Origin of the sequence: Niabella digestorum (genome assembly GCF_036409055.1) — a bacterium.
GTDB lineage: Bacteria > Bacteroidota > Bacteroidia > Chitinophagales > Chitinophagaceae > Niabella > Niabella composti.
In genome coordinates this window covers 203,200-227,201 of record NZ_JAZGLY010000005.1, presented here as the reverse complement: position 1 = coordinate 227,201, position 24,002 = coordinate 203,200, and the positions used below count along the sequence as shown (strand labels likewise).

The following is a 24,002-nucleotide window of genomic DNA, read 5'->3' as shown; positions in this document are numbered from 1 at the left end:
TTCGAACGGATATCATTGCTTGCGCTGATATACAATATTTTAGAAGATAGCATGTTCCGATCATTTCTTAACGTTCAAATCTTTTAGCTATGCATTTGAATAAAGCTCAGGACATTATCATTGAGGAGTTTGAAGCCCTCTTTGACAATTTGAAGAACAAGCGGCAATATTTCCGCTATCTGGCTGATTTAGGTGCACAGCTGCCTACGGATACGTCCATTCGCACAGATGAAAAACTTATTCATCTGTCCAAGTCCAGGATATGGCTGGATGCAGAATGTCGCGACGGAAAAGTATATTACAGCGGCGATAGTGACAACAGCATCATGAGGGGAATTTTATTCTTATTCCTGAAAGTTTTTTCAGGAAGAACACCTCAAGAAATCATTGATTCTGATATTTATTTTACTAATGAAATTGAGCTGTTTGAAAATCTTTCGCCTGAAAGACGTAAAGAAGTTTCGTCTATACTGGTACGTATACGGTCGTTGGCAGCGGGGCTCCAGGCCCATATGTTGAAGAGCGCCTGATTAGTCTTTGTCAAAAAATTAATGCCTGCTGATTCAAGAAGATGCAGCAGGCATTTTTCATTAGATGGGTGTGTTGAAAATGTCTAGAGCCTCTTTATCGTCATAATGTATGATGAGTTCTTTTAGTCTGGATTTTAACTGAGCGATAATGGGTGCGTATTCTTTCTGGTTATAAACATTGTACAGTTGCTTTGGATCTTTCTTCAGATCAAAAAACTCCCATCCTTCTACTCCTTTATAGAATCGTATTAACAGATAATCCTTCGTTCTTATGCCAAGATGAGGTGATACGTGATGCGGCTGTGGATATTCGTAATAGTGGTAATAAATGTCTTTCTTCCAGTTGTGAGGTGTTTGTTGTTTTAGTATAGGAAGAAAGGAGGCTCCCTGCATTTCGGAAGGGGTTTTAATTCCTGCGATATCGAGAAGAGTAGGAGCCCAGTCTACATTGGAAACAAATTCTTTAATGCGTGTGCCGGGTTTAATAACACCGGGATAACGGATTACAAAAGCAGTTTTTAAAGACTGATCATAAATAAATCTTTTATCGAACCAACCATGTTCACCCAAATAAAAACCCTGGTCGGATGCGTAGATAACTACTGTGTTTTTGCTAAGACCGGTGCTGTCCAGATAGCTCAAAATTCTTCCGATATTCCGATCCATGGAGCGAGCTGTTGCATAATAGTCTTTGAGATAACGTTGAAACTTCCATTTAGCAAGATCTTTACCATTTAATTTTTGAGCCTCGAATTTTTTGGTGATCTCTCCGTAATACTTTTGGTAAGCTGCTGCTTGCTCTGCATCTAGTGAGCTGTAGTCGCTATTGCGGGCAAAGTTTCGCAACTCTTTATCGGTAAATTTTTTGTTGGGATAATATTCTTTTAAGCGTTTACGAATTTCATTTAAGTCTGTATTTCGGTTAATGCCGAAGATCTGACCGATTTTCAGATCTTCTTTAAGTCGCATTGTTTTATCAATAGTCATGTCTTGTTGTTGGGCCGCAGGTCTACTTTCATAATTGTCAAAAAAGTCGTCGGGAAGCGGAAAATCAATAGCGTCATATGCTCCTAAGTCGGGTAAGTCTGGCAGCCATGACCTATGCGTAGCTTTTTCCCCAATTACAGCAAAAAAAGGTTTGTTGGGATCGCGCTGCTCCATCCATTCAAAGAAGAAATCGGTGATGAGGTTGGTAACATAGCCTTTGTATGTCGAAGTATCATTATTGATGTTTACAAATGTTGGATTAAAATAATGTCCTTGTCCTCCCGCACTGGCTAATACGTTCAGATAGTTGAAGCCTTTAGGTAACGCGTTCAAATGCATTTTGCCAATCCATGCAGTTTGATATCCGTTTTGTTGCAACAGTTGAGGAAATACGAGCTGTGCAGTATTGAATGGCGTCCCGCCATTATCGTAATAACCATTTTTATGACTATATTTTCCTGTAAGCAATGTAGCACGGCTGGGGCCACAAATAGAGTTAGTTACAAAATTGTTTTCCAGTAGTGCCCCTTCTTTTGCGATGCGATCGATATGAGGTGTTTGTACCAGGTTGTTGCCGTATGCGCTTATAGCTTGATACGCATGATCATCAGAAAAGATGAGAATAATATTGGGATGTTGTTGATGTTGTGCATTGATAATGGCTGTACCTATGAACAAGCCAAGTAAAAGTAATTTTATTTTTTTCATAACTAGATGAAGTTTGTTGAGTCAAAAAGTGGAATCACTTCAGTAAGCTTATTATTCAGCATCTGCCGGATAAGGAAGGGGTTTACCCGAAACTTTATCTTTAGGCATTGGTGCATTATAAGCTTTCAACAATTTGCCCAATAGAGCTACCAGTTCTTTTGTTTTATGAGGATAAATGGTCGAGAGGTCTTTCTGCTCGCCAATATCCGTCGAAAGGTCATATAATTCTGCATTTCTAGTCTGTTGGTTATAAACTAATTTCCAATTATGCTGGCGTAGGGCACTGTGATAATTGGTGCCTGGAAAATTGCTCGGTCTCCAATAATTGGGATAATGCCATAATAGAATTCTAGACGTATCCGCAAGAGAGGGTTCTTTCAATTGTGGAACTAAAGATCTGCCGTCGATTTTTTGAATAGTCTTGTAATTTTTCATGCCTGTAATATCAAGCAATGTAGGGAAAAGATCTTCTGTGATTATGGGGGTATGGGATACCTGACCTTTTTTGACAAGCTTCGGATAGCTTACAATAAACGGGATTCTAATACCTCCTTCATACACTGATCCTTTTCCTGCTTTTAAAGGGGCGTTGTGCGTTAAAGGTTTATCGCCTCTTGGAGGTAAAGACAGACCACCGTTATCGGATAGGAAAAAGATTACGGTATTGTTCTTAATTCCTTTTTGCTCGATAAAATCTATAACATCGCCCAGACTTTTATCCATTCCTTCGATAAGCGATGCGTATTTTGCCTCGGCGGAGTCTAATCCACGGTCTAAATACTTTTGAAAGTACCGAACGTCTGCCATAAGTGGTGTGTGTACTGCATAATGAGCGAAATGAAGAAAGAACGGTTGTTTTTTGGCACGGGGTACTCCAGACTTTTTAAAGCTTCTCGTGTAAGTGCTTCTGTGAGGAATGTACCGGTTTGATAATATTCTTCTAAGTCCGGAACCGCTTGTGCAGCTACTTTTGAGCCAGGTATATTTCCATAGTTGTCTTCGGAAAGATAGCTCTGCGGATGACCTGCCGCATGTCCTGCTACATTTACAATAAATCCAAGATTATATGGATTCGCTCCGGGAGTACCTTGTGCACCCCAGTGAGCTTTTCCTACGTGAATCGTAAAGTATCCGGCGGCTTTTAATAACTGAGGTAATGCCGTAGCATGAACTGTTTTTTCTATGCCAGCTATGGGACTAAAGCCATTAATGTTCCAGTCGGCATAATCGTAGGGAGGATTTTTGGCATCGGCGACAGTGTTCTTAAGAGGATGTGTCCAGTTGGTTACATGATGGTGGGCAACATTCATGCCTGTCATCAAGCTTACACGCGAGGGGGTACAAACCGGTGCTGCATAGGCGTCGGTAAAGATCATCCCCTCTTTAGCCAGTCGTTCCATATTGGGAGTATGATGCTTCTTGTTATTAGCTGTAACACTTCCCGCAAAAGGAACCGAAGTGTCGAGCCACCCCATATCGTCCACAATAAAAACAATAATATTGGGTGCATTAGGAGATTGCGCACGCGACACGATTGTCAATAGAAGTATTGAGGCAATCAATAATAGTCTGCCATACACGTGTTTCGATGTTAAGTTAATATCCATCATTTTGTTTAAGATTTGGATTTTTATCTATTTCTTCTTGTGGAATCGGGAAAAGAACCTGATAATGTTGAGCATTATGTCCTCTTTGTCGAGCTTCACCGATAAAAGTACCTTTTATTATTAGATCCTGCCGATGCATTTCTTCTGCATGAAGCTCCCACACTCTTTCTTGAAATATCGCATGGCGCTACGATTCTGCACTCGGCATGCAGATAGCTGTAAAGATGTAATACCTGCTTTTGCCCTCACTTCATTTACTAAGTTAATACTTGTTGCATTAGGATCGTAGTGTTTGATTAGTGCTTCTGCAGATGCGAGGATTATATCAGCATGTCTAATAACAGGCAAATCGTTTCCTCTATTAGCTACAGTAGCGATTAAATCTACCTTGAATTTCAAATTGCATATATTATCTACTCCTAATTGCACTAATGCACCGCAGGTGTTATAAATAATAATGTGTTATGAATGCATGCTGCGGGTATCATTTTGAGCAAATGAATTATAGAAACTGGTGTATGTTTTGAATTGTTTCGTATAAATAGTGTGAGAAAAAAGGGAGGATTTAATGGTGGTGAGTGCTTGTTTGTAGAAAAGCTTAATCGTAATGAGGGGAAACGACCAATAATTGATTATCTCTGATATGTTGCCAATCCTCCCTTTATGGTAGTTGCGATGTAAAACTATACGGAGTACAATACAATATTTAATTTCGTTGACGCCACGGAAGGATTCGAACCTTCGTAGTAGGTTTTGCAGACCTCTGCCTATCCACTCGGCCACGTGGCTTTAAGGTGTAAGGTATGGTTGATGGGTTAGTATTGTAGTGCTACTGCTTTTTTATCTTCCTGCTCTCCGGGTCGGGGTTTGTAGATCTGTGCCGCTACATGCTCTACAATACGCGGAGGCACAAATTTTGTAACGACCGCATTGAGCTTATTGATAAAGCCTGGAACGATTTCGGCCTTACCTTTAAACAATCCTTTAACGGCCACTTGTGCTACTTCTTGCGGTGTCATATTAAACTTTGCTGCGGTTTTTAAAGTATGTGTTTTCATGCCTGCTCTTTCTACGAAAGCGGTATCGGTAGGACCTGGTATCAAACAGCTAACCGATACAGTGCTGTCTTTTAATTCATATCTCAAGCTGCGCGTAAAGGAGCGCACGAACGCTTTCGACGCTGCATATACTGATAAATAGGGCACGGATTGATAACAGGTAGTACTTCCTACATTCAGCAGATACGATTCTGAGAATCGTTTTAAAACAGGAACGAAAGTATGAACAATGCGTAATTGCGCTTTTACATTTACATCAATGATATTCAGCTGATCGTCTAATGAGCCTTCGGTAAAAGGAGTATTTAAGCCGAAGCCTGCATTGTTGACTACAATATTCAAATACAGATGATACCATTTTGTTTTTTCAAAAATTTGCTGTGCGGCATCCGGTTGTGATAGATCCTGTACTATAGGAAACACGTCTCCATAGTATTTATCTTGAATGTATTGAGCTACTTCGTGTAAGGATCTTTCATCCACATCTACTAGAATAAGCCCTTTTTTGAGTTTTGCCAACTCTATGGCTATTGCTGCGCCTATACCTTTTGCTGCGCCTGTAACAAGTGCGTATGACATATTCAGTTTATTGTTTTCTTTTTTAAAAAGTTTTGAATAATTGATAGGATCAATAGTGGGATCATATTGTTGGATTTAACTGCGGTTCGTATTGCGGCACTTTTTTCTTTGCTTGTTTTTTAAATACCAGCGAAGCCAGTCTGTGATATAGCGGTGTTTTGCTATCGGCTGTTTTGGGCTGATAAGCGCCCGTTATTACCGGTATATACATCACACGACGTCTACTTTTTTCTCCGATATAAGGAGATTGCTGCACACGATGCCATAAACGTCCGTCGTGTATGGTAAGATCTCCGGCCTGAATATCCAATCCCACTTCATTTTGATCGGGCTCGTGATCGATGAAATATTTCTTCTTAAAGAAAAGGGTGAAAAATCCTTTATTATGGGTACCGGGCAATACTCTTAACCCTCCGTTGCTTTGAGGGCAATCGTCTAAATGTAGTCCTACATTCAGCATAGGCTTGATTCTTGATCCTAGAAAAAGATCTCTGGGACTATCCGTATGCCAGCCCAGTCTTGTAAAGGAACTGTCACTGGTATTCAGATAGTGATTTACTACTAGCCCATCTTTTTCCAATTCTCCTATGCGTCCTTCGTAAGGCGTGAGTAATTTAGTCAATTCCTGCACCTGATCACTTTTCAAAAAATTACTGAGTGTACTGCTGAACAACGAAGCAAAGGCTATGCGTTGAATAAGCGGAGCGCCATCCACATTATAACCAAACTTTAAAGGAATGCCATTGACTTGTTGAATGCCTTTGTTTAATAAATGCTGCTCCACTTGATAGATTTCGTACAAAAACTCTTTTACGGTATGATAAGATATAAATTGTTTAAAGTGGATAATGCCATGTTGTTTCAAATGTTCAATATGTAAAGATGTTATCTGACCATTGAAGTGAAATTGCTGTGTGGGTGTGCTCATGTGATTACAGTATTTAGTGGTGAAGAAATGTAAAGAGTATCCGGTATTGCTATAGCGAAAAGCAATGTAAGCTAGCGGCAACACATGACAGGTATGTGTATGCAACAACACATGTCGGAAATGTAGAAGTAATATGTTGCAGAATGCCTCATAGGTTATATTCTGATGCAAACATATAAAGTACTTATTAGTCTACCAAATGAGTAGACTAATAAATTGTAAAATTTTTTTTAAAGCAAAAAGCTCACTGTAAATAGTGAGCTTTTTTTATAGATAGCAATTATGAAGAAGTAATTTTATAAAAGCTTTATCAATATTCGAATGCTCCAAATAATTACTAATACACCTACTAATATGAATGCTGTTTTTCTGGGAAGTCTACCGGCGAGTTTAGCTGCTATCGGAGCTGCTATCAGTCCACCTAAAATCAGACCCAGTATGGTTTGCCAGTGACTTACACCTAGCAATATAAAAAATGTAAAGGCGCTGGATAGGGTAACAAAGAACTCGGTAATACTTACAGAGCCTATTACGTATCTGGGGCTACGGCCTTTGGTTATTAATGTAGTAGTAACGATAGGCCCCCATCCACCTCCACCGAATGAATCAAAGAACCCCCCGGCACCGGCTAATAGTCTGTAATGTTTGAATTTCTTTTTTCTAATTTGCTTTTTGAAAGCGTTGTATAAAATCTTTATTCCTAGGAAAAGCGTGTAGCAAGCCAATAGAGGACGTACCCAGTCACTATATTGTTTTCCTAGCCATACTAACAATATTGCACCACCAATAGCACCAATTACCCCAGGAATCAGTAATGTTTTAAACAATTTTTTGTTGACATTGCCGAATTTGTAGTGGCTGTAACCCGATGCACCACTAGCGAACATTTCAGCAGTATGTATACTACCACTAATAGCAGCAGGGTTTACACCGGCAGACAATAATATAGTGGCGCTGGTTACACCATAACCCATACCCAGCGCTCCATCCACCAGCTGTGCAGCAAATCCTGCAGCCAGCATGATCAAGAAGGAGCTTCCCAGCGAGTCGTAAAGTGTTACTAGCTGTTGCTTAATTGCATCAAAGGGCCAGAAAGAAAAAATAATATGACCAATGAGCATTAAAGCAAAAACACCCAATGCGTAGGAAGCAATTTTTTTATAGGAAAGCTTTTTACGTTTTGTATTTCCATTGAGCGGCACGCCGCGATTTGCAAAAATATTCATAGGGGCATCTCCTTGCAGAATATGCACATCGGTTAATCCCAGTTGGGAGGCATCCAGCTGTATACGTTGCATCAATTGTTGCTGATTCCCCGCAATAATAACCAAATTGGCATTTTCCAAATCCTTTTTTTCATAGGGTCTTTCTTCTACAGTTACATAATCAAACTCGCTTTCGAGCTGTCGTATCGATTCGTCTATTTTTTCAGCCTGAATTCTTATAGTAGCTTGGGGTAAATTTTTTAATAAAGTTTTTAGTAGTACTACCTCTCTATCTCGAGCTCCTACAATGAGCACATCCATCTCCTCTGTTTTGAGAAACACAGGAAAACCCTTTGTTACTACCTCCGTGCCACTATCAAATTTTGATAAAACTTCACTCATAAAATACACACAACGATTAAAAATATTCGCGAAGATAGGCTTTTTACATTTATCCTACTAAATTAGTGGACTATCAATTAAACCATTGGTTCGCAAATGATGTCTTAATTTTAATGCGTTAACATTGCTCGACACAATAAAGATTTGCATGATAAAGAGAGGAATACTGTTTTTTCTAGGAATCTGGTCTACTTTTTTAGTTACAGCCCAATCTTCTTCTAACAAGTGGAACGTATTATTTATAGCAGTGGATGATCTGCGTCCCGAGCTGGGTTGTTATGGTAATAAATACGTTTATTCACCCAATATCGATGCTCTAGCTTCGGGCGGTGTGGTATTTATGAATCATTATGTAACTGTGCCTACTTGCGGTGCTTCCAGAGCTAGCATACTTACCGGAAAATTACCTCGTACTGTGCAGGACCTGAGTAACGAAGCGATGGAACACAAATTGAAAGGAGTGCCCTCCGATTTTAACCCGGAAACTTTTGTGCATGCATTCAGGCTAAACGGCTATTACACGGTAGGTATTGGAAAAATCAGCCATGCACCAGATGGATATATTTATAAGTATCAGGAGCCCAAAAGCAATCGGCTGGAGCTGCCCCAAAGCTGGGACGAAATGTTGTTTAACGCTGGCAAATGGGGTACTGGCTGGAATGCATTTTTCGGGTATACTGATGGAACAAACAGAAATGCGCTAAATGGTGAAGTAAAACCTTATGAAGCAGCCCATGTTTCGGATGATGCATATCCTGATGGGTTGACCGCAGCATTGGCAGTGCAAAAACTGCAGGAGCTTGCCAGCCGCAATCAGCCATTCTTTTTGGCCGTGGGCTTTTTTAAACCGCATCTTCCGTTCAATGCCCCTAAAAAATATTGGGATCTTTATGAAGAAGAGCAAATACCTCTTGCACCGTTTTCCGATATTCCTGAGGGCGTGAATGAGGCAAGCCTGCACAACAGTGCAGAGTTTAATGGGTATAAGAAAGGCGAAGAAAAGGCATCGCTCCGGCAAGCTGTATCCGATGCCTATGCGCTAAAACTCCGACATGCTTATTTAGCTGGGGTTAGCTATGTAGATGCTCAGATAGGTAAAGTACTAGATGCTCTGAAAAAATTGCATCTTGAAGAAAACACGATTGTCATTGTGTGGGGGGATCATGGCTGGCATCTAGGCGACCAAAGAGTATGGGGAAAACATACACTATCGGAATGGTCCTTAAGAAGCCCGTTAATCATCAAAGTACCAAGTGTTACAAAAGCCTATTCTTGTAAGAAGATTGTAAGCAGCGTAGATATTTATCCTACATTAACGGAGTTGTGCGATGTTAAAGTAAAACATCAATCTGATGGTCGAAGCTTAATTCCGTTATTAAAGAATCTTAAGGATAAAAATTGGGAAAATGTGGCGTACAGTTATTTTAGGCGCGGCATTAGTATGCGTACGGAACGATACAGACTCACCAAATATTTCAGAACCGAAACACCGACAGTTGAATTATTCGATTATGACAGCGACCCTTTTGAAAGAAAGAATATGGCAGCAGAACACCCCGAAATTGTAGAACGTTTGACGAAATTGTGGGAGAAAGGTAATACAGGAATATGGAAAGCCAAGGGCGGGTAAAGCTATCCGAAACAGTTTTCTAATGCATCAGAGAAAGTAAAGTCGGGATGACTGGATTCGAACCAGCGACCTCTTCGTCCCGAACGAAGCGCGCTACCGGGCTGCGCTACATCCCGTGTGATATTACCCCGTTTTTTTGGGGGGGTAAAAATATAGCTTTTGCATCAAGCTGCTAAAATTTTGCAGAAAAAAATTTATAAGCAGCTGCCATGTTGTTTAAATGGTCTCAGACGTTTCATCACGCTCTTTCTTCAATCGGGGTGCATTTAGTTGTACTACTCGTTTATCGGTTCGTTTGCGCATAATCATATTCAGCACTTCCACCACAAAGGAAAAGGCCATGGCAAAGTAGATGTAGTTTTTCAGGTGTAGCTCGTGGGCTTTTTCGGAGTTCCAACCCTCTACTATCAGGCTTACGCCTATCATTACTAGAAACGAAAGAGCCAGTATTTTCAGTGTAGGATGCTTTTCAATAAAATCCGCAATCTTCGGACTGAAGGTAAACATCACAATCATCGCCACAATTACTGCCGCTATCATAATTTCCAGATGTTTGGCCGTACCTCCGGCAGTAATTACACTATCGAACGAGAACACCGCATCGATAAGCAAAATCTGTGCAATGGCTACACCAAAGGTTAAGGTTTTACGGTTTTGTGGATTCGCCATGGGGTCTTCTCCCTCTAGCTTATGATGGATTTCTTTTACCGATTTATATATCAAAAAAATGCCTCCCGCCAGCATTACTAAGCTGGCCAGGTCAAATCCTTTTCCAAACCAGCTATCAGGGATAATATATTTGCCTTTTTGTGACAACAGCCAGCTGAGTGCGGCCAATAACAAACAGCGGCTGATGATGCCGGTAATCATCCATGTAACACGCCCTCTCTTCTGTAAATTACGGGGAAGGCGGCTCAAGATAATGCTTACGAAAATTACATTATCGATACCCAATACGATTTCCAGTATTGCGAGTATGATGAAGCTTACCAGCGAATCGAAGGTAAAAAGCTCCGGTGCGGAGATAAATAATGTTTCCATGTCAGGGTTTATAAAGCGTCGCAAATTTGCTTAACGATGGTAGGTCCCTGATAAATAAACCCTGTCCATACCTGCACCAAAGTGGCGCCTGCAGCCAATTTTTCCCGGGCATCTACCGCGCTAAAGATGCCTCCCGAACCGATAATGGGAATGCATCCTTGTGTTTGTTTATGCACATACTCTATAATGGCCGTACTTCTGGCTCTTACGGGTTTTCCGCTTAAGCCTCCATTTCCAATTTTTTCTAGTTCTGTTACGGGTGTTACCAATCCGTTACGGTCAATAGTGGTATTGCTGATGACCAACCCATCCAGTTTTACTTCATCGGCCAGCTCAATCACATCATCAATCTGCGCCTGGTTCAGGTCGGGTGCTATTTTTAACAGTATAGGTTTGGCTACGGCCTTACCATTGTTAATCATGGCAAGGTTCCAAATAATTTTTCTAAGCGATTCTTTATCCTGCAATGCGCGTAGGCCGGGTGTGTTCGGACTGCTCACATTCACCACAAAATAATCTACATAATGATGCAGTTTGTTAAAGCAGGTGGCATAGTCTTTCCACGCATCTTCGTTAGGCGTTACTTTGTTTTTACCAATGTTACCACCAATAATGAGCGGATATTTTTCTTTGACGGCAGCTTTTTTTTCTCTCCATTGCCGAAGTCGCTCTGCAATTGCATCTGCACCGTCGTTGTTAAAGCCCATTCGATTGATTAAAGCCCTATCGGCCGGCAATCTGAATAGGCGTGGTTGCGGATTGCCGGATTGCGGTAATGGGGTAACGGTGCCTATTTCCACAAATCCAAATCCCAATGCTTCCAGTTCGTTCAGAAATACGGCATTCTTATCAAAACCGGCAGCTAGTCCCACCGGATTTTTGAATACCATATTCAGAAAACGCGTCTCAATGGTTTTAGAAGGTGCTGTAATGGCACTTACCAGCTTCTTGCCGGCCTGTGTAGCCGTAAGCAGGTGTAAGTGGCTCATTGCCATATAATGAGCCCTCTCCGCAGGAAACAAAAAGTATAATCTTCTCAGTAGGGAATACATCGATTGCAAATATAGGTGATGTTAAGGTTGTATAATGATGTTTATGTTACTGGCTGTGGTACGGTTACGCATCGCTCTTGTGTCACTCACTTGTACTGCGGTGCATAGCTCGTCATTTATTGATGGCAGACAAATCCATGGTTCATGCAATTTTCGTAAGTTTGAAATACACGGTTGCTTATGCAACTATTTAATCATTTTTCCAGTTTAAATTCTATGCTCATGACAGAAGCATATATCGTAGCCGGATATCGAACTGCAGTGGCCAAAGCCAAGCGCGGCGGTTTTCGCTTTTATCGTCCGGATGATTTGGCCATCGAAGTTATAAAAGGATTAATGGCGAGTGTGCCACAACTAGAGCCCGCTTTGATAGATGATGTAATTGTGGGCAATGCCGTACCCGAAGCGGAGCAGGGCCTACAAATGGGACGTATTATCGCTGCGCGTGCATTAGGTATCGAAACACCCGGGGTTACGGTCAACCGCTATTGTGCTTCGGGATTGGAAACCATCGCCATCGCCACTGCTAAAATTAGATGTGGCATGGCCGATTGTATTATCGCAGGCGGAACCGAGAGTATGAGTATGGTGCCTGCTTCCGGATGGAAAACCGTTCCTTCTTACAATATTGCCAGCGATGCCCCCGATTATTATTTGAATATGGGCCTCACAGCCGAAGCTGTGGCTAAGGAATACCATATCAGTCGCGATGACCAAGATGAGTATAGCTACCATTCGCATCAAAAGGCATTAGCTGCTATAAAAAACGGTGTGTTCAAAGACGGAATCTTACCCATAACCGTGGAGCAAGTTTATCTGGATGAAAAAGGAAAAAAACAAAAGCGCACTTATGTGGTGGATACGGATGAGGGACCACGTGCGGACACTTCTATAGAAGCGCTGCGCAAGCTGAAACCGGTATTTGCTGCCAATGGTACTGTTACGGCGGGGAATGCTTCTCAAACCAGCGACGGAGCCGCCTTTGTGATTGTGATGAGCGAGAAGCTTATGAATCAACTCCAACTGCAACCAATAGGTAGACTTGTGGTATCGGCAGTAGCAGGAGTGGAGCCCCGAATTATGGGTATTGGCCCTGTAGCTGCTATTCCAAAGGCTTTAAAGCAAGCAGGTATGAACTTAGCTGATATTGATTTGATAGAACTAAATGAAGCTTTTGCTTCACAGACATTGGCTGTTATACGCGAAGCCGGTTTGGATGCTACCAAAGTAAATATCAACGGGGGTGCTATTGCCTTAGGACACCCATTGGGTTGTACCGGTACCAAGCTCACCGTGCAAATCTTAAACGACTTGAAAAGACTAAACAAAAAGTACGGCATGGTCACCGCTTGTGTGGGTGGTGGACAGGGGATTGCAGGCATCATCGAAAGGTTGTAATGTATATCCATTAGTTATAACAGATCATCTCTCCAACCCAGAATAAATTCGAATGGCCAAACCATTTTCCAAAACACTTAACCTCGTCAATATTGTAAAGCAGCTTTGGCCTTTCGTAAAGCCTTATCGTACCATGGTGATGGGCACTCTCACGCTCACACTCATTGGTGCAATGGCGGCACAGGTCAATCCGTTAATCCTCAAGTATACAGTGGATCATGTGGATGTGCTATTGCATCATCCCGACCCCATGAAAGAGGGTGTAAAATTGCTGGGTGTTATTTCCGCCATATTATTTGCTAAAGAATTATTGAATATTTTCATTCAGTTCGGGCAGAAATACTACGGCGAAAAGATCCGCATCAATGTCAGTAACACACTAGCACAAAAAGCCATCAGCCGTATTCTTACTTATCGCATGCATTTTTTTGCATTGCCCGAAAATCAATCTGGTAAATTACAGACGCGTATTGATCGAGGTGTGGAAAGTCTTACACGACTGGTACAAAACTTTTTCATCGATATATTACCATTATTCTGTAATGCGATACTGGCATTGGTAATCATGTTTACGGCCAATGTATATGTAGGCTTAATAGCGATAACTATATTGCCGGCTTATTTTCTGGTAAGTGCCAAGCAGGCTAAGAAACTGCAGGGGGTGAGGCGACAGCTTAGATCGGGACGAGAGAATAAAAGTAACGGATTATTGAATCTTATTGATTCCATTACGGTTATCAAAAGCTTTGTTAGAGAAGATATTGAAGAAAAAAAACAATTAGCTATCCAGCAGGAGCTTACGGATAATCAGCTATACACTCGTAAAACGAATTTTACTTACGATGGTGTTAAAAGCTTTATCGAACAGATTGGGGTAGTATTGATTATCATTTTAACCGCCTATCTGGTGTTGAACCATCAAATTAGTATCGGTGCTATTATGTTGCACATCATGCTGTTTAATAATGTGTCCGCTCCGATACGGCAACTGCACAGGATCTACGATGAAATTAACGATGCCTTTATCTATGCCGAAGCCTATTTTCAAATTATCGAAGATGATGAGGAAATTGAGGCTAATGGTGGATATGTGGTTACTGAAGCAGAGGGCACTTTCGAGATGCGCGATGTAAGCTTTACTTACCCCAATGGCACCAAGGCGTTACATAATGTAAGTCTGAAAATTCAAAAAGGTAAAACTACAGCCCTTGTAGGTCTCAGCGGTGCGGGCAAAAGTACTATACTCAATCTCCTCAATAAATTTTATGAGCCCGATAGTGGTACCATTTTACTGGATGGTGTTGATTTGAAAGAATATGATAATAGTTCATTGCGTAGCGAGATAGGATTGGTATTGCAACGTAATCACATTTTCAAAGGAACTATTGAAGAAAATATTCGGTATGGTAAAATTGATGCTACGGAAGCGGAAATTGTTGAAGCGGCTAAAAAAGCTTATCTGCACGATCAGATTATGGATCTTCCGTTGCGATATAAAAGTGATGCACAGCTCTTAAGTGGTGGCCAGCAACAACGTATTGCGATTGCTAGGTTATTTTTAAAAGATCCACCTATTATCTTTTTGGATGAACCCACAGCGAGCCTAGATGCTATCGCCACCGAGCAAATTAAAAACAGTATTGATGCCATCAAGCAAAACCGTACTGTAGTGATTATTTCGCATTCCATCTCACAGATTGTAGATGCAGATGTGATTTATGTGCTGAAACAGGGACGTCTGGTAGAGAGCGGCAAGCATGAAGAGCTGATTAAACGTGAGGGGGTGTACAAGGAAATCTTCGAAGCCTCGGCTCGTAGCTTAAATATTGCTAGATTGGCCCAAACTTTTAAGAGCTAATACTTCCTATTTTCCGCATTTCGCAAATGCTTTTTCCCGATTTCGATAATAAAGTAATACGGCATGCTTATACTTTTGTTATCACAAAAGCCTGTGGCTCCTTTGGCTTTTGCTTACTGAGTAAGTTTTTCTGAAAGGTGCCAACAATTTTGCCTTCACATCTTTCCTAAAAGCAGATAGTTTTCGAGAATTACACCATTTATGTCTATAAGTGGTGTTTTTTTTATGCGGGTACACTTCAGTGGCGCTTCCTGAAGGCATCTCTAATAAACTGATAAAAAAGAATTAATACAGAAATAGTTGGAACTTATTAAATTTGAGGAACGTGTAATGGGGAAGATTCGGAACGTGGTAAGGATGTTATTTCTTGAATGTGATGAGATTGCTCTAAGCACTTGGTGTTTTAAAGGTCAATAGCTTTTTTACGATTGCTTATTTGGTTTTTATAACGGGATGCTTGCATATTGATATTTCTGAAATTGGATAAGGATTCTATTAGGAGTTTACTGCATAAATTATAATACCATGTCAACAATATCTCGTAGGGAATGGTGTAAGATATCTTTGGCCGGAATGACTGGCATGTTGATATCGCCTTCGCTACAACACTTTTCTTTAATCGAAGAACAATATAAGGAGGTGATTATAGGTGTGCAAAGCTACAGCTTTCGCGACCGGAATTTGGACGAGGCTATCGCAGCCATGCAACAGTTAGGATTTACGAGTTGTGAATTATGGACAGGCCATGTAGAACCCCGCGAGTTTATGTGGAAGCGTGATGCCACCCCGGAGGAACGGAAGCGCAATGCCGAAGGATTAAAACGATGGCGCGAAACAGTAACAATGGATCAGATTGAAGCGATTGCCGAAAAATTTAAAAAAGCCGGTATTCGTATTCAGGCGTTCAACGGTACGTTTAATAAAAGAGATTCAGAAAAGGAGTTTGAACTGGTATTCAAAATAGCAAAAACATTGGGAACCGATACGATTACCACTTCCACCACAGTAGATCAGATGGGCAGAATAGATGTGTTGGCCCGAAAATATCAGATAAAAGTGGGGATGCATAATCACTCCCATGTAGAGGATCCCAATCAATTCGCCACGCCTGAAAGTTTTATGCGTGGTATGGAGGGTAAGTCGGACTTTATACGCATTAATTTAGATATCGGGCACTTCACTGCTGCGAATTATGATCCTGTAGATTTTATTAAAAAGTATCACGATAAAATTGTTTGTCTTCATATTAAAGACCGCAAAAAGAATCAAGGACGTGTGGTGCCTTTTGGACAAGGCGACACACCTATTGTGGATGTATTGCAATTGATAAGAGATAAAGGCTGGCCGATTCCTTGTAATATCGAATATGAATATGCTGCAACTGACGCACTCACCGAAATAAAAAAATGTATTGATTATTGTAAAAACGCACTCAAAGCATGAACAAAAAAAACGTTATTTCTCGCAGAAAATTTCTTGCCCAATCGGCCATATTGTCGTCTGTTTTTATTGTACCGCGTCGTGTATTGGGTAGAGGCTATACGCCCCCCAGCGATATGATTAATTTCGGCTTTATTGGAACCGGAAGACAAGCTTTTTATCTAAAACAATCTTTCTTAAATACCGGTGAGGCACAAATTGCAGCAGCTTGTGATGTATACAAACGAAAAGTAGATACTTTTGTTAGGGAAGTAAACGAGTATTACGCAAAATTCACCGGTAAATCATCCTATAACGGTTGTGTAGCCTATAGCAATTTCACAGAACTGCTCCAACGAAAAGATATAGACGCCGTAGTGATCGCTACTCCCGATGCTTGGCATGCAACTATGACTGTAATGGCAGCCAAAGCCGGAAAAGATATTTACTGTGAAAAACCACTGTCGCTTACTGTGACCGAAGGACGCGCTATGGTGAATGCGGTAAAAAAATACAAGAGAGTATTTCAAACCGGTAGTATGCAGCGTTCCTGGCCAGAGTTCAGGCAGGCGGTGGAATTGGTACGTAACGGCTATCTTGGTGAAATTACCAAGGTGCAGGTAAGTGTGGGAGCTCCCCCCGTTCCTTATGATTTACCCGAAGAGCAGTTGCCTGCAGATCTGGATTGGAATATGTGGTTAGGCCCCAATACGGAATATGTGCATTATAACAATTTGCTGAATCCGGCCTTAGATAATCCAGTATGGGCTAAATGGCGCAATTATAAAGGTCTTGGTGGCGGTGATATGACAGATTGGGGGGCACACATGTTTGATATTGCACAATGGGCGCTAGATATGGACAGAAGCGGTCCCGTAGACATTACACCACCAGGCGTAAATGGTGCTACCGCTTTAACCTATCGCTATGCTAATGGTATTGTGATGACCAAAGAAAACTTTGGAAAAAATCATGCCGTAAGATTTATCGGTACTAAAGGCACTTTGGACGTACAAAGAAGAAAGCTAGAAACCAATCCCGAACAGTTGCGCGATCATAAAATAGGCTCCAATGAAAAAAGAGTGTATTATAGTGAAGATCATTATAAAGATTTCATAAATGCTATGCGTATGCGTACAGAACCGGTGGCAGATATTGAAACAGGCCATCGTACCGCTACGGTGTGCAATATTGGTAACATTGCATTCGAAGTAAAAGAATATCTAAAGTGGGATCCTGTAAAAGAACGATTCACCAATAATGAGACAGCCAATCAATTATTAACGAGACCCATGAAGAAGGAGTGGTCTGTTTTCTAGAAGGAAAAGAACGAAAGACTTAGGTCTAAATTCACTTAAAAGAAAATATAATCATGAATAAATACTTTCGTCAATTCTGGTTATTTGCGTTATTGATTGTTTGCTTTAAGTTAGCTGTTCATGCTCAGCAGAAGCAATATGAACCTCCGGCTTTATCGGACCCAAATTCCTGGACTATGATTTTACTGCCGGATCCTCAGACTTATCAGAAGTTTGAACGTAATCAGCCCATCTTTGAACTTATGACGGCATGGATTAGTGAAAATATCGATAAGCTGAATATTAAACTGGTAATGTGTACAGGAGATTTGGTGGAGCAAAACGAAATTATCAATCCTAATGGTGTTTCGGTAAATCAGCCCAGTAAGAAGCAATGGGAAGCTGTTGCAAGAGGATTTAGCAGGTTGGATGGTAAGGTACCTTATATGCTTGCAGCCGGCAATCATGATTATGGTTATAGCAATATTAGTGTTCGCCGCACGCAATACAATAAGTATTTTCCGGTGGATAAAAACTTCTTAACTCAGAAAGGTATTCGTGAGGTGGCGCTCAACGCCGAGGGGGTACCCACGCTGGAAAATGCAGTATTTGAATTTACATCACCGCAGGGTAGAAAGTTTTTGCTGATGACATTGGAGTTTGCTCCACGCGACACTATCTTAAGCTGGGCCAAACACACGCTAGCGCAGGATAAATACAAAGACCATACGGCTATTATTCTTACGCATTCTTATCTCAATTCCAAAAATGAGCATATTGAGAAAGAGAACTATAAAATCAGCGAAGGCAATTATGGTGCTGCTATCTGGCGTAAACTGGTACAGCCATCTTCCAATATTCAGCTGGTATTTTCCGGACATATCGGCGCTCCTGATAATGTAAAGGCGCATGTAGGTTTCAGGCAGGATAAAAATGCAGCCGGAAAGAATGTAAGTCAGATGGTGTTTAATGCCCAAGCTTTAGGAGGTGGCTGGCATGGCAACGGTGGCGATGGGTGGTTGCGGATATTGGAGTTTTTACCCGATAAGAAAACAGTGAAAGTGAAAACCTTTTCACCCTTGTTTGCGATTTCCCCTTCAACCCAACATCTAGCATGGAGAACCGAATCGTACGATCAGTTTGAGTTCAGCATTGATTAAAGGATAGATCCGTCTAATCCTATGCTTTTAGAATTTTAGAAGCACGCTGTTTTATTTTTAAGCAGTGTGCTTTTTTATTGAGTATAAAAAGTTGTTATGGAACATTAATGTACTTATGAATTTGCAGACTAAGCTCCCATTTGGGATTTTTCTTGATGTAGTCGACAATAAGAGGTGTAACCTGTGCGGCCTTACTCCATTCGGGTTGCAAGTATAATTTGCAGGTAGGGCTTACTTGTGCGGCAAATTGCTCCCCCCATTCAAAATCACTCTTATTATATACAATGATTTTGAGTTCATGGGCCAAGGGTAGTATTTCGGGGAGGGGTTGTTTAAACTTTTTGGGTGAAAGGCAGATCCAGTTCCAGTAACCACTTAGCGGGGAGGAACCCGATGTTTCGATATTGGTTTGGATACCTTCTTTTTGAATCGCTGTAGTAAGCTCGTTTAAGTTATGTAGCAGCGGCTCTCCACCGGTGATCACGGCAATAGGAGCTCCGGACTGTTTTATATGCGATACAATTGTTTCTATGGACAGCAGAGGATGTCCTTCAAAAGCCCAGCTTTCTTTTACATCGCACCATACGCAGCCCACGTCACATCCTCCAAGACGTACAAAATAAGCGGCACGTCCTTGATGGAAGCCTTCTCCTTGCAAGGTATAAAAGTGCTCCATCACGGGTAAATATGTTTCGGCTTGTAAAGAAGGGGTGTTAGACATACGCTACAGAGTCGGGCATTGCTAGATAAAAGCAGGTAACGGAAACACTCTGTTACCTGCTGTACCATCAGGTTATTAATCTTTTTGTGTACAGGATTTGTAAGTATTCTTCATCAACGCGGCGATGGTCATAGGGCCCACTCCTCCTGGCACTGGGGTGATGTAAGAGCACTTGGGCGCCACATTAGCAAAATCAACATCTCCCACCAGACGATAACCGGATTTTTTAGAAGCATCCGGGAGGCGTGTAATTCCCACATCTATTACCACAGCACCTTCTTTTACCATGTCTGCTTTAAGAAATTCAGGCTGACCAATAGCTGCCACAATAATATCGGCTTGCAGGCAGACGTCCTTCAGATTTTGAGTTTTTGAGTGACACACAGTAACGGTACAGTTACCGGGCTGTGTATTATTACTCAACAGGATGCTCATAGGGCGTCCTACTATATGGCTGCGGCCGAGCACTACAGCATGCTTGCCTTTAGTCTGGATATTATAGTGCTCCAACAACAACATGATGCCGTAAGGGGTTGCCGGTATAAAAGCCTCCTCTTCACCCATAATCAACCTACCCATATTCTCGGGATGAAACCCGTCAACGTCCTTTTGAACTGCAATAGCTTCAATGACTTTTTTCTCGGATATATGAGCGGGTAAGGGAAGCTGCACCAGAATCCCGTCTACCGAGTAATCTTCATTCAGTTCTTCTATTTTTTCGAGAAGTTTTACCTCGCTGATGTCTTCTTCGTATTGGATAAGGGTCGATATAAAACCAATTTGGTTACAGGTTTTGACCTTAGAATTGACATAGGTTTGGCTGGCACCATTATTTCCTACCAAAATTGCAGCCAGATGAGGTATCTTTTTGCCCGCTGCTGCACGTTGTGCTACGCCTAGTTTCAGTTCATTTAAAATTGTTTGGGCTGTATTCTTTCCGTCTAGTAATTGCATGTGCAAATATGCGTTAATTTTTCTAGACTAAAGCAAACACATGAATAACAAAGTAATAATTAATATAATTGATTTCAATCAATATTCTGATTTTGCATTAGGTCATTTCTAATATATAACTAATAAAAATTTCAATTATTTATCAGATCTACATGGGTTTTTTCTTAAAAATTGGTAAAGACCAAGTCAATTTTTTGTTAAAAAATTATAACTTAGCGCTAACTGCTAAAGTACCCTGACACCCAGTATCACAGGAAATTTAGCTGCTTTATTGTTTAAAATACAAATAGTTTTACATGAGAAAAATTCTATTGCTCTTTGCAATGCTAATGGGCTTATTAAGCTCTGCTTTGGCACAAACGAAGACGGTTACAGGGCGGGTTGTTGACGAGACAGGAGCTCCTGTACCTTATGCTACTGTAGTTGTAAAAGGCACTGTAAGTGGGGTTGCTGCTGATGAAGATGGTGTTTTTTCTATCACTTTTGTCGGTAATCGCCAACTAGAAATTAGTGCTACTAATTTTGAAACAGTAACTATAACTCCTGTTGTTGGTGAAAATGTAGTTACTCTTAAACATCTGGGAGCTGCAATTGATGAAGTAGTGATAACAGCTTATGGGACTGCTAAAAAATCGTCCTATACTGGCTCTATAGCAACCATCGATGCTTCCAAAATTGGTAAGTTTCAGGCTCCGGATGTGGCTAAAGCTTTAGAGGGTGCTGTTGCAGGTTTAACTGTTGTTAATACAACAGGTCAGCCTGGTTCTTCCTCAACTTTAAGAATTAGAGGTATTGGTTCCATTAATGCTTCGAGCGCTCCCTTAATTATATTAGATGGAGTACCTTACAGTGGTTCTATCAATTCTATTAATCCATACGACATTCAGTCGGTAAACGTATTGAAAGATGCGGCATCCGCAGCCTTATATGGAGCACGAGGTGCAAACGGAGTGATTATTATTACTACTAAAAAAGGTAAAGCCGGCGCACCTAACATCTCTGTAGATATTAAAGGTGGTGTAAACTCCCGAGCAATACCTGATTATGATCGAATAACTGATGTAGGTCAGTATTATGAAACTTTCTGGCTCGCATTATATAATAGTGCGCTTTTCAGCTTATTGAAATCTGATGGTACACGTTATACTGAAGCAGAGGCGAGAGCGTATGCATCAAGAAATCTTTACACAGTATTAGGATATAACGCTTATAAGGTTCCTAACGATCAAATTGTGCTGGAAAACGGTAAATTGAATCCTGATGCAGTTATAAAATATAAAGACAAAGATTGGAATAATTGGGATAAAGCATTATTTAAGCCTTCTGCTCGTCAGGAGTATAATATCACATTGAATGAGGTAAATGATAAATCCAAGTTCTATTTATCATTAGGATATCTGGACGATCAGGGCTATGCGAAAAACTCCTATTTCAAGAGATTTTCCTCCAGAATGGGTTATGATTCTAAGCTTTTCCCCTGGCTGGATTTTGGAGCCGGAGTGCAATACTCAAATACTAAGTCCAATTGGTTGTCTTCAGGATCAGCCTATTCTAACCCATTTCAGTGGGTGCGTTCTATTTCGCCAATCTATCCTATTTATAAAACAGATGCTGATGGAAATACACTGTATGATCAAAACGGCAACCCAATTTATGACTTTGGTGAAGCTGTGGCTGGTGTAAATGGAGGTCGTGCATATGGAGCACAAACCAACCCTGTGGCAACTCAGCTTCATGATCTGGAATTGTACAAAAATGATTTCTTTATAGGCAATACGAGATTTGACGTAGCTTTGCCGTTTAATCTAACTTTCAATACCAATTTTGCCCTTACCGGAATATGGGGTCAAGCGGATGATTTTATTACTCCATTAGGAGGTTCAGGGGCTACCTATAACGGTATTGGGTCTAAAAGCCGTGAAAATAGTAAGGCTATCACTTGGAACCAGATTTTGAAATGGGATAAAAGCTTTAATCTCGTAACCCTCCAGGCAATGATTGGTCATGAAACTTACAATTATAAGTATAACTATCTATATGGTCAGAAGCAAAACTTTCTTGATCCGGAGAATATAGAGTTTGCTAATGCAGCTCAGATTACCGAGCTGACCTCTTATACTAGAGATTATCTGCTGGAAGGTTATTTCGGACAAGTAACTTCTGATATTGCTAAAAAATACTTCTTTTCTGCAAGTATTCGTAGAGATGGCTCATCCGTATTCCATCCAGATCACAGATGGGGAACCTTCTGGTCAGTGGGCGCATCATGGTTGTTAAATAAGGAATCGTTCTTAGCCTCTTCTACTATAGTAGATGTATTAAAACTGAAAGCCAGCTATGGATTACAGGGTAATGATTATCTGTATTTGCCAAATTCAACCACCAGAAGTTATACTCCCTATCATACCCTGTTTCAGATTACCAGTGATGGAACAAATGCAGGTTTAAGCCCCCGTTATAAAGGACGTAAAGAGGTGACTTGGGAGAAGAACTACAATTTCAATGTGGGTATTGAATTCTCTTTACTGCGTGGTGTAGTATCAGGAGAAATAGAATACTTTCAAAGACGAACAAAAGATCTTTTGTTTAATTTGCCGGTGTCTACAGCTACCGGGTTCACAACAGAACCATGGAATATTGGTGATATGAGAAACCGTGGTATTGAAGTTACTCTGAGCTCTGATATTATTAATCGTGCGGATGTATTGTGGAATGTATCTGTAAATGCTACTCATTACAAAAACAAAGTTACTTATCTACCTGAGCAGTTTAGAGAAAACGGTATTACGAGAGGAAGCCAGATTATTAAAGTAGGAGGTAGTATCTACGATTTCTATTTGATAAAATACAGAGGGGTAAACCCCACTAATGGTGCAGCTATTTATCAGTTGAAAAATACTGCTGGTCAGTTTGTGGATAGCACTCTTACTGGTACTATCGATGCTTCTTCTAACAGACAATATGCCGGATCTGCATTGCCTAAGCTTGCAGGAGGGTTTTCTACCAACTTCCGTTACAAAACATTTGATGCCAGCGTGACATTCTCATATCAGATTGGCGGTAAAATTTTGGACCAACAATATGCCAATCTGATGAATGTGAACAATAATGACGGTAGAAGTTGGAGTCCTGATATTTTAAACACCTGGACTCCTACTAACACAAACACTAGCGTTCCAAGAATAGAATATAACAACCAGTACATGGTTCCTTCTTTCTCTGACAGATTTTTAACTGACGCATCATTCCTTTCATTAAGAAATGTGAATGTGGGATACAATTTTGGTTCTAAATTCTTCGGGGGCAGAATCGTTAAGAATGCTAGACTGTACATTGCTGCTGATAATGTATGGCTAGGTTCTAAACGCAAGGGCCTAGACCCCAGAACTAATTTGGATGGTTTGAATAACGGTGCATTATACAGTGCTATAAGAACAGTGGTGGCGGGCTTAACCATTAACTTATAA

General features: G+C 40.9%; 18 protein-coding genes, 2 tRNA genes and 1 pseudogene. 8 read left to right on the top strand and 13 right to left on the bottom strand.

The window, feature by feature from the left end; genetic code table 11:
* The first annotated feature begins 89 nt into the window (after positions 1-89).
* Positions 90-530 (top strand): SufE family protein, encoded by a 441-nt coding sequence (locus tag V2H41_RS10330; protein WP_330975076.1) that lies wholly within the window; start codon positions 90-92, stop codon positions 528-530.
* A 60-nt stretch (positions 531-590) separates the two neighbouring features.
* Here V2H41_RS10330 and V2H41_RS10325 read toward each other — a convergent pair whose 3' ends face one another.
* The 8 genes and pseudogenes from V2H41_RS10325 to V2H41_RS10300 form a co-directional block, all read right to left on the bottom strand.
* Entirely contained in the window at positions 591-2,225 is a 1,635-nt protein-coding gene (locus V2H41_RS10325; protein WP_330975075.1) for a sulfatase family protein, read from the bottom strand.
* Between the two features lie 51 nt (positions 2,226-2,276).
* Positions 2,277-3,700: pseudogene (locus V2H41_RS10320) on the bottom strand (sulfatase).
* Between the two features lie 121 nt (positions 3,701-3,821).
* Complete coding sequence (locus V2H41_RS13965; RefSeq protein WP_409966294.1) at positions 3,822-3,971, bottom strand: RagB/SusD family nutrient uptake outer membrane protein; 150 nt, start codon at positions 3,969-3,971, stop codon at positions 3,822-3,824.
* Entirely contained in the window at positions 3,953-4,261 is a 309-nt protein-coding gene (locus V2H41_RS13960) for a RagB/SusD family nutrient uptake outer membrane protein (RefSeq protein ID WP_419784740.1), read from the bottom strand. Before V2H41_RS13960 ends, V2H41_RS13965 begins: the two co-directional genes overlap by 19 nt.
* Positions 4,262-4,550: 289 nt before the next feature.
* Positions 4,551-4,621, bottom strand: a tRNA-Cys gene (locus V2H41_RS10315).
* A gap of 26 nt (positions 4,622-4,647) precedes the next feature.
* Positions 4,648-5,469: an SDR family NAD(P)-dependent oxidoreductase gene (locus V2H41_RS10310; protein ID WP_330975074.1), complete on the bottom strand. Its 822-nt coding sequence runs from the start codon at positions 5,467-5,469 to the stop codon at positions 4,648-4,650.
* Positions 5,470-5,530: 61 nt separating this feature from the next.
* Positions 5,531-6,397 carry a phytanoyl-CoA dioxygenase family protein gene (locus V2H41_RS10305; protein ID WP_330975073.1) on the bottom strand — a complete coding sequence of 289 codons (867 nt, stop codon included), beginning with the start codon at positions 6,395-6,397 and terminating at the stop codon, positions 5,531-5,533.
* 296 nt (positions 6,398-6,693) lie between these two features.
* Positions 6,694-8,004: a TSUP family transporter gene (locus V2H41_RS10300; RefSeq protein WP_330975072.1), complete on the bottom strand. Its 1,311-nt coding sequence runs from the start codon at positions 8,002-8,004 to the stop codon at positions 6,694-6,696.
* A gap of 148 nt (positions 8,005-8,152) precedes the next feature.
* Between V2H41_RS10300 and V2H41_RS10295 the strand changes: the two genes are divergently transcribed.
* Positions 8,153-9,634, top strand: coding sequence for a sulfatase (locus V2H41_RS10295; RefSeq protein WP_330975071.1), 1,482 nt, complete (start codon positions 8,153-8,155; stop codon positions 9,632-9,634).
* A gap of 42 nt (positions 9,635-9,676) precedes the next feature.
* On the opposite strand, the gene V2H41_RS10290 is transcribed toward V2H41_RS10295, so the two are convergent.
* The 3 genes from V2H41_RS10290 to V2H41_RS10280 form a co-directional block, all read right to left on the bottom strand.
* Positions 9,677-9,750: transfer RNA gene (locus V2H41_RS10290), tRNA-Pro, on the bottom strand.
* 100 nt (positions 9,751-9,850) lie between these two features.
* Positions 9,851-10,675 (bottom strand): TerC family protein, encoded by an 825-nt coding sequence (locus V2H41_RS10285; protein WP_330975070.1) that lies wholly within the window; start codon positions 10,673-10,675, stop codon positions 9,851-9,853.
* Between the two features lie 8 nt (positions 10,676-10,683).
* Entirely contained in the window at positions 10,684-11,727 is a 1,044-nt protein-coding gene (locus V2H41_RS10280; RefSeq protein ID WP_330975069.1) for a quinone-dependent dihydroorotate dehydrogenase, read from the bottom strand.
* Positions 11,728-11,949: 222 nt separating this feature from the next.
* Here V2H41_RS10280 and V2H41_RS10275 point away from each other — a divergent pair, with 222 nt between their 5' ends.
* The 5 genes from V2H41_RS10275 (at position 11,950) to V2H41_RS10255 (ending at position 18,860) form a co-directional block, all read left to right on the top strand.
* Positions 11,950-13,125: an acetyl-CoA C-acyltransferase gene (locus V2H41_RS10275; protein ID WP_330975068.1), complete on the top strand. Its 1,176-nt coding sequence runs from the start codon at positions 11,950-11,952 to the stop codon at positions 13,123-13,125.
* Positions 13,126-13,177: 52 nt separating this feature from the next.
* Complete coding sequence (locus V2H41_RS10270) at positions 13,178-14,983, top strand: ABC transporter ATP-binding protein (protein ID WP_330975067.1); 1,806 nt, start codon at positions 13,178-13,180, stop codon at positions 14,981-14,983.
* Between the two features lie 525 nt (positions 14,984-15,508).
* Positions 15,509-16,426: a sugar phosphate isomerase/epimerase family protein gene (locus V2H41_RS10265; protein ID WP_330975066.1), complete on the top strand. Its 918-nt coding sequence runs from the start codon at positions 15,509-15,511 to the stop codon at positions 16,424-16,426.
* Positions 16,423-17,721, top strand: a complete 1,299-nt coding sequence (locus tag V2H41_RS10260) for a Gfo/Idh/MocA family protein (protein ID WP_330975065.1) — start codon at positions 16,423-16,425, stop codon at positions 17,719-17,721. Before V2H41_RS10265 ends, V2H41_RS10260 begins: the two co-directional genes overlap by 4 nt.
* A 53-nt stretch (positions 17,722-17,774) precedes the next feature.
* Positions 17,775-18,860 carry a metallophosphoesterase gene (locus V2H41_RS10255; RefSeq protein ID WP_330975064.1) on the top strand — a complete coding sequence of 362 codons (1,086 nt, stop codon included), beginning with the start codon at positions 17,775-17,777 and terminating at the stop codon, positions 18,858-18,860.
* A gap of 94 nt (positions 18,861-18,954) precedes the next feature.
* Here the strand turns inward: V2H41_RS10255 and V2H41_RS10250 are convergent, their stop codons facing one another.
* Positions 18,955-19,581, bottom strand: a complete 627-nt coding sequence (locus V2H41_RS10250; RefSeq protein WP_330975063.1) for a 7-carboxy-7-deazaguanine synthase QueE — start codon at positions 19,579-19,581, stop codon at positions 18,955-18,957.
* 75 nt (positions 19,582-19,656) lie between these two features.
* Complete coding sequence (locus tag V2H41_RS10245) at positions 19,657-20,535, bottom strand: bifunctional 5,10-methylenetetrahydrofolate dehydrogenase/5,10-methenyltetrahydrofolate cyclohydrolase (RefSeq protein ID WP_330975062.1); 879 nt, start codon at positions 20,533-20,535, stop codon at positions 19,657-19,659.
* 296 nt (positions 20,536-20,831) lie between these two features.
* Between V2H41_RS10245 and V2H41_RS10240 the strand changes: the two genes are divergently transcribed.
* Positions 20,832-24,002, top strand: coding sequence for a SusC/RagA family TonB-linked outer membrane protein (locus V2H41_RS10240; protein ID WP_330975061.1), 3,171 nt, complete (start codon positions 20,832-20,834; stop codon positions 24,000-24,002).

Bases quoted from the DNA above. Each gene is read 5' to 3' on its own strand.
- V2H41_RS10330 (WP_330975076.1), top strand. From the start codon at position 90: ATGCATTTGAATAAAGCTCAGGACATTATCATTGAGGAGTTTGAAGCC.
- V2H41_RS10325 (WP_330975075.1), bottom strand. From the start codon at position 2,225: ATGAAAAAAATAAAATTACTTTTACTTGGCTTGTTCATAGGTACAGCC.
- V2H41_RS13965 (WP_409966294.1), bottom strand. From the start codon at position 3,971: ATGCATCGGCAGGATCTAATAATAAAAGGTACTTTTATCGGTGAAGCT.
- V2H41_RS10310 (WP_330975074.1), bottom strand. From the start codon at position 5,469: ATGTCATACGCACTTGTTACAGGCGCAGCAAAAGGTATAGGCGCAGCA.
- V2H41_RS10305 (WP_330975073.1), bottom strand. From the start codon at position 6,397: ATGAGCACACCCACACAGCAATTTCACTTCAATGGTCAGATAACATCT.
- V2H41_RS10300 (WP_330975072.1), bottom strand. From the start codon at position 8,004: ATGAGTGAAGTTTTATCAAAATTTGATAGTGGCACGGAGGTAGTAACA.
- V2H41_RS10295 (WP_330975071.1), top strand. From the start codon at position 8,153: ATGATAAAGAGAGGAATACTGTTTTTTCTAGGAATCTGGTCTACTTTT.
- V2H41_RS10285 (WP_330975070.1), bottom strand. From the start codon at position 10,675: ATGGAAACATTATTTATCTCCGCACCGGAGCTTTTTACCTTCGATTCG.
- V2H41_RS10280 (WP_330975069.1), bottom strand. From the start codon at position 11,727: ATGTATTCCCTACTGAGAAGATTATACTTTTTGTTTCCTGCGGAGAGG.
- V2H41_RS10275 (WP_330975068.1), top strand. From the start codon at position 11,950: ATGACAGAAGCATATATCGTAGCCGGATATCGAACTGCAGTGGCCAAA.
- V2H41_RS10270 (WP_330975067.1), top strand. From the start codon at position 13,178: ATGGCCAAACCATTTTCCAAAACACTTAACCTCGTCAATATTGTAAAG.
- V2H41_RS10265 (WP_330975066.1), top strand. From the start codon at position 15,509: ATGTCAACAATATCTCGTAGGGAATGGTGTAAGATATCTTTGGCCGGA.
- V2H41_RS10260 (WP_330975065.1), top strand. From the start codon at position 16,423: ATGAACAAAAAAAACGTTATTTCTCGCAGAAAATTTCTTGCCCAATCG.
- V2H41_RS10255 (WP_330975064.1), top strand. From the start codon at position 17,775: ATGAATAAATACTTTCGTCAATTCTGGTTATTTGCGTTATTGATTGTT.
- V2H41_RS10250 (WP_330975063.1), bottom strand. From the start codon at position 19,581: ATGTCTAACACCCCTTCTTTACAAGCCGAAACATATTTACCCGTGATG.
- V2H41_RS10245 (WP_330975062.1), bottom strand. From the start codon at position 20,535: ATGCAATTACTAGACGGAAAGAATACAGCCCAAACAATTTTAAATGAA.
- V2H41_RS10240 (WP_330975061.1), top strand. From the start codon at position 20,832: ATGAGAAAAATTCTATTGCTCTTTGCAATGCTAATGGGCTTATTAAGC.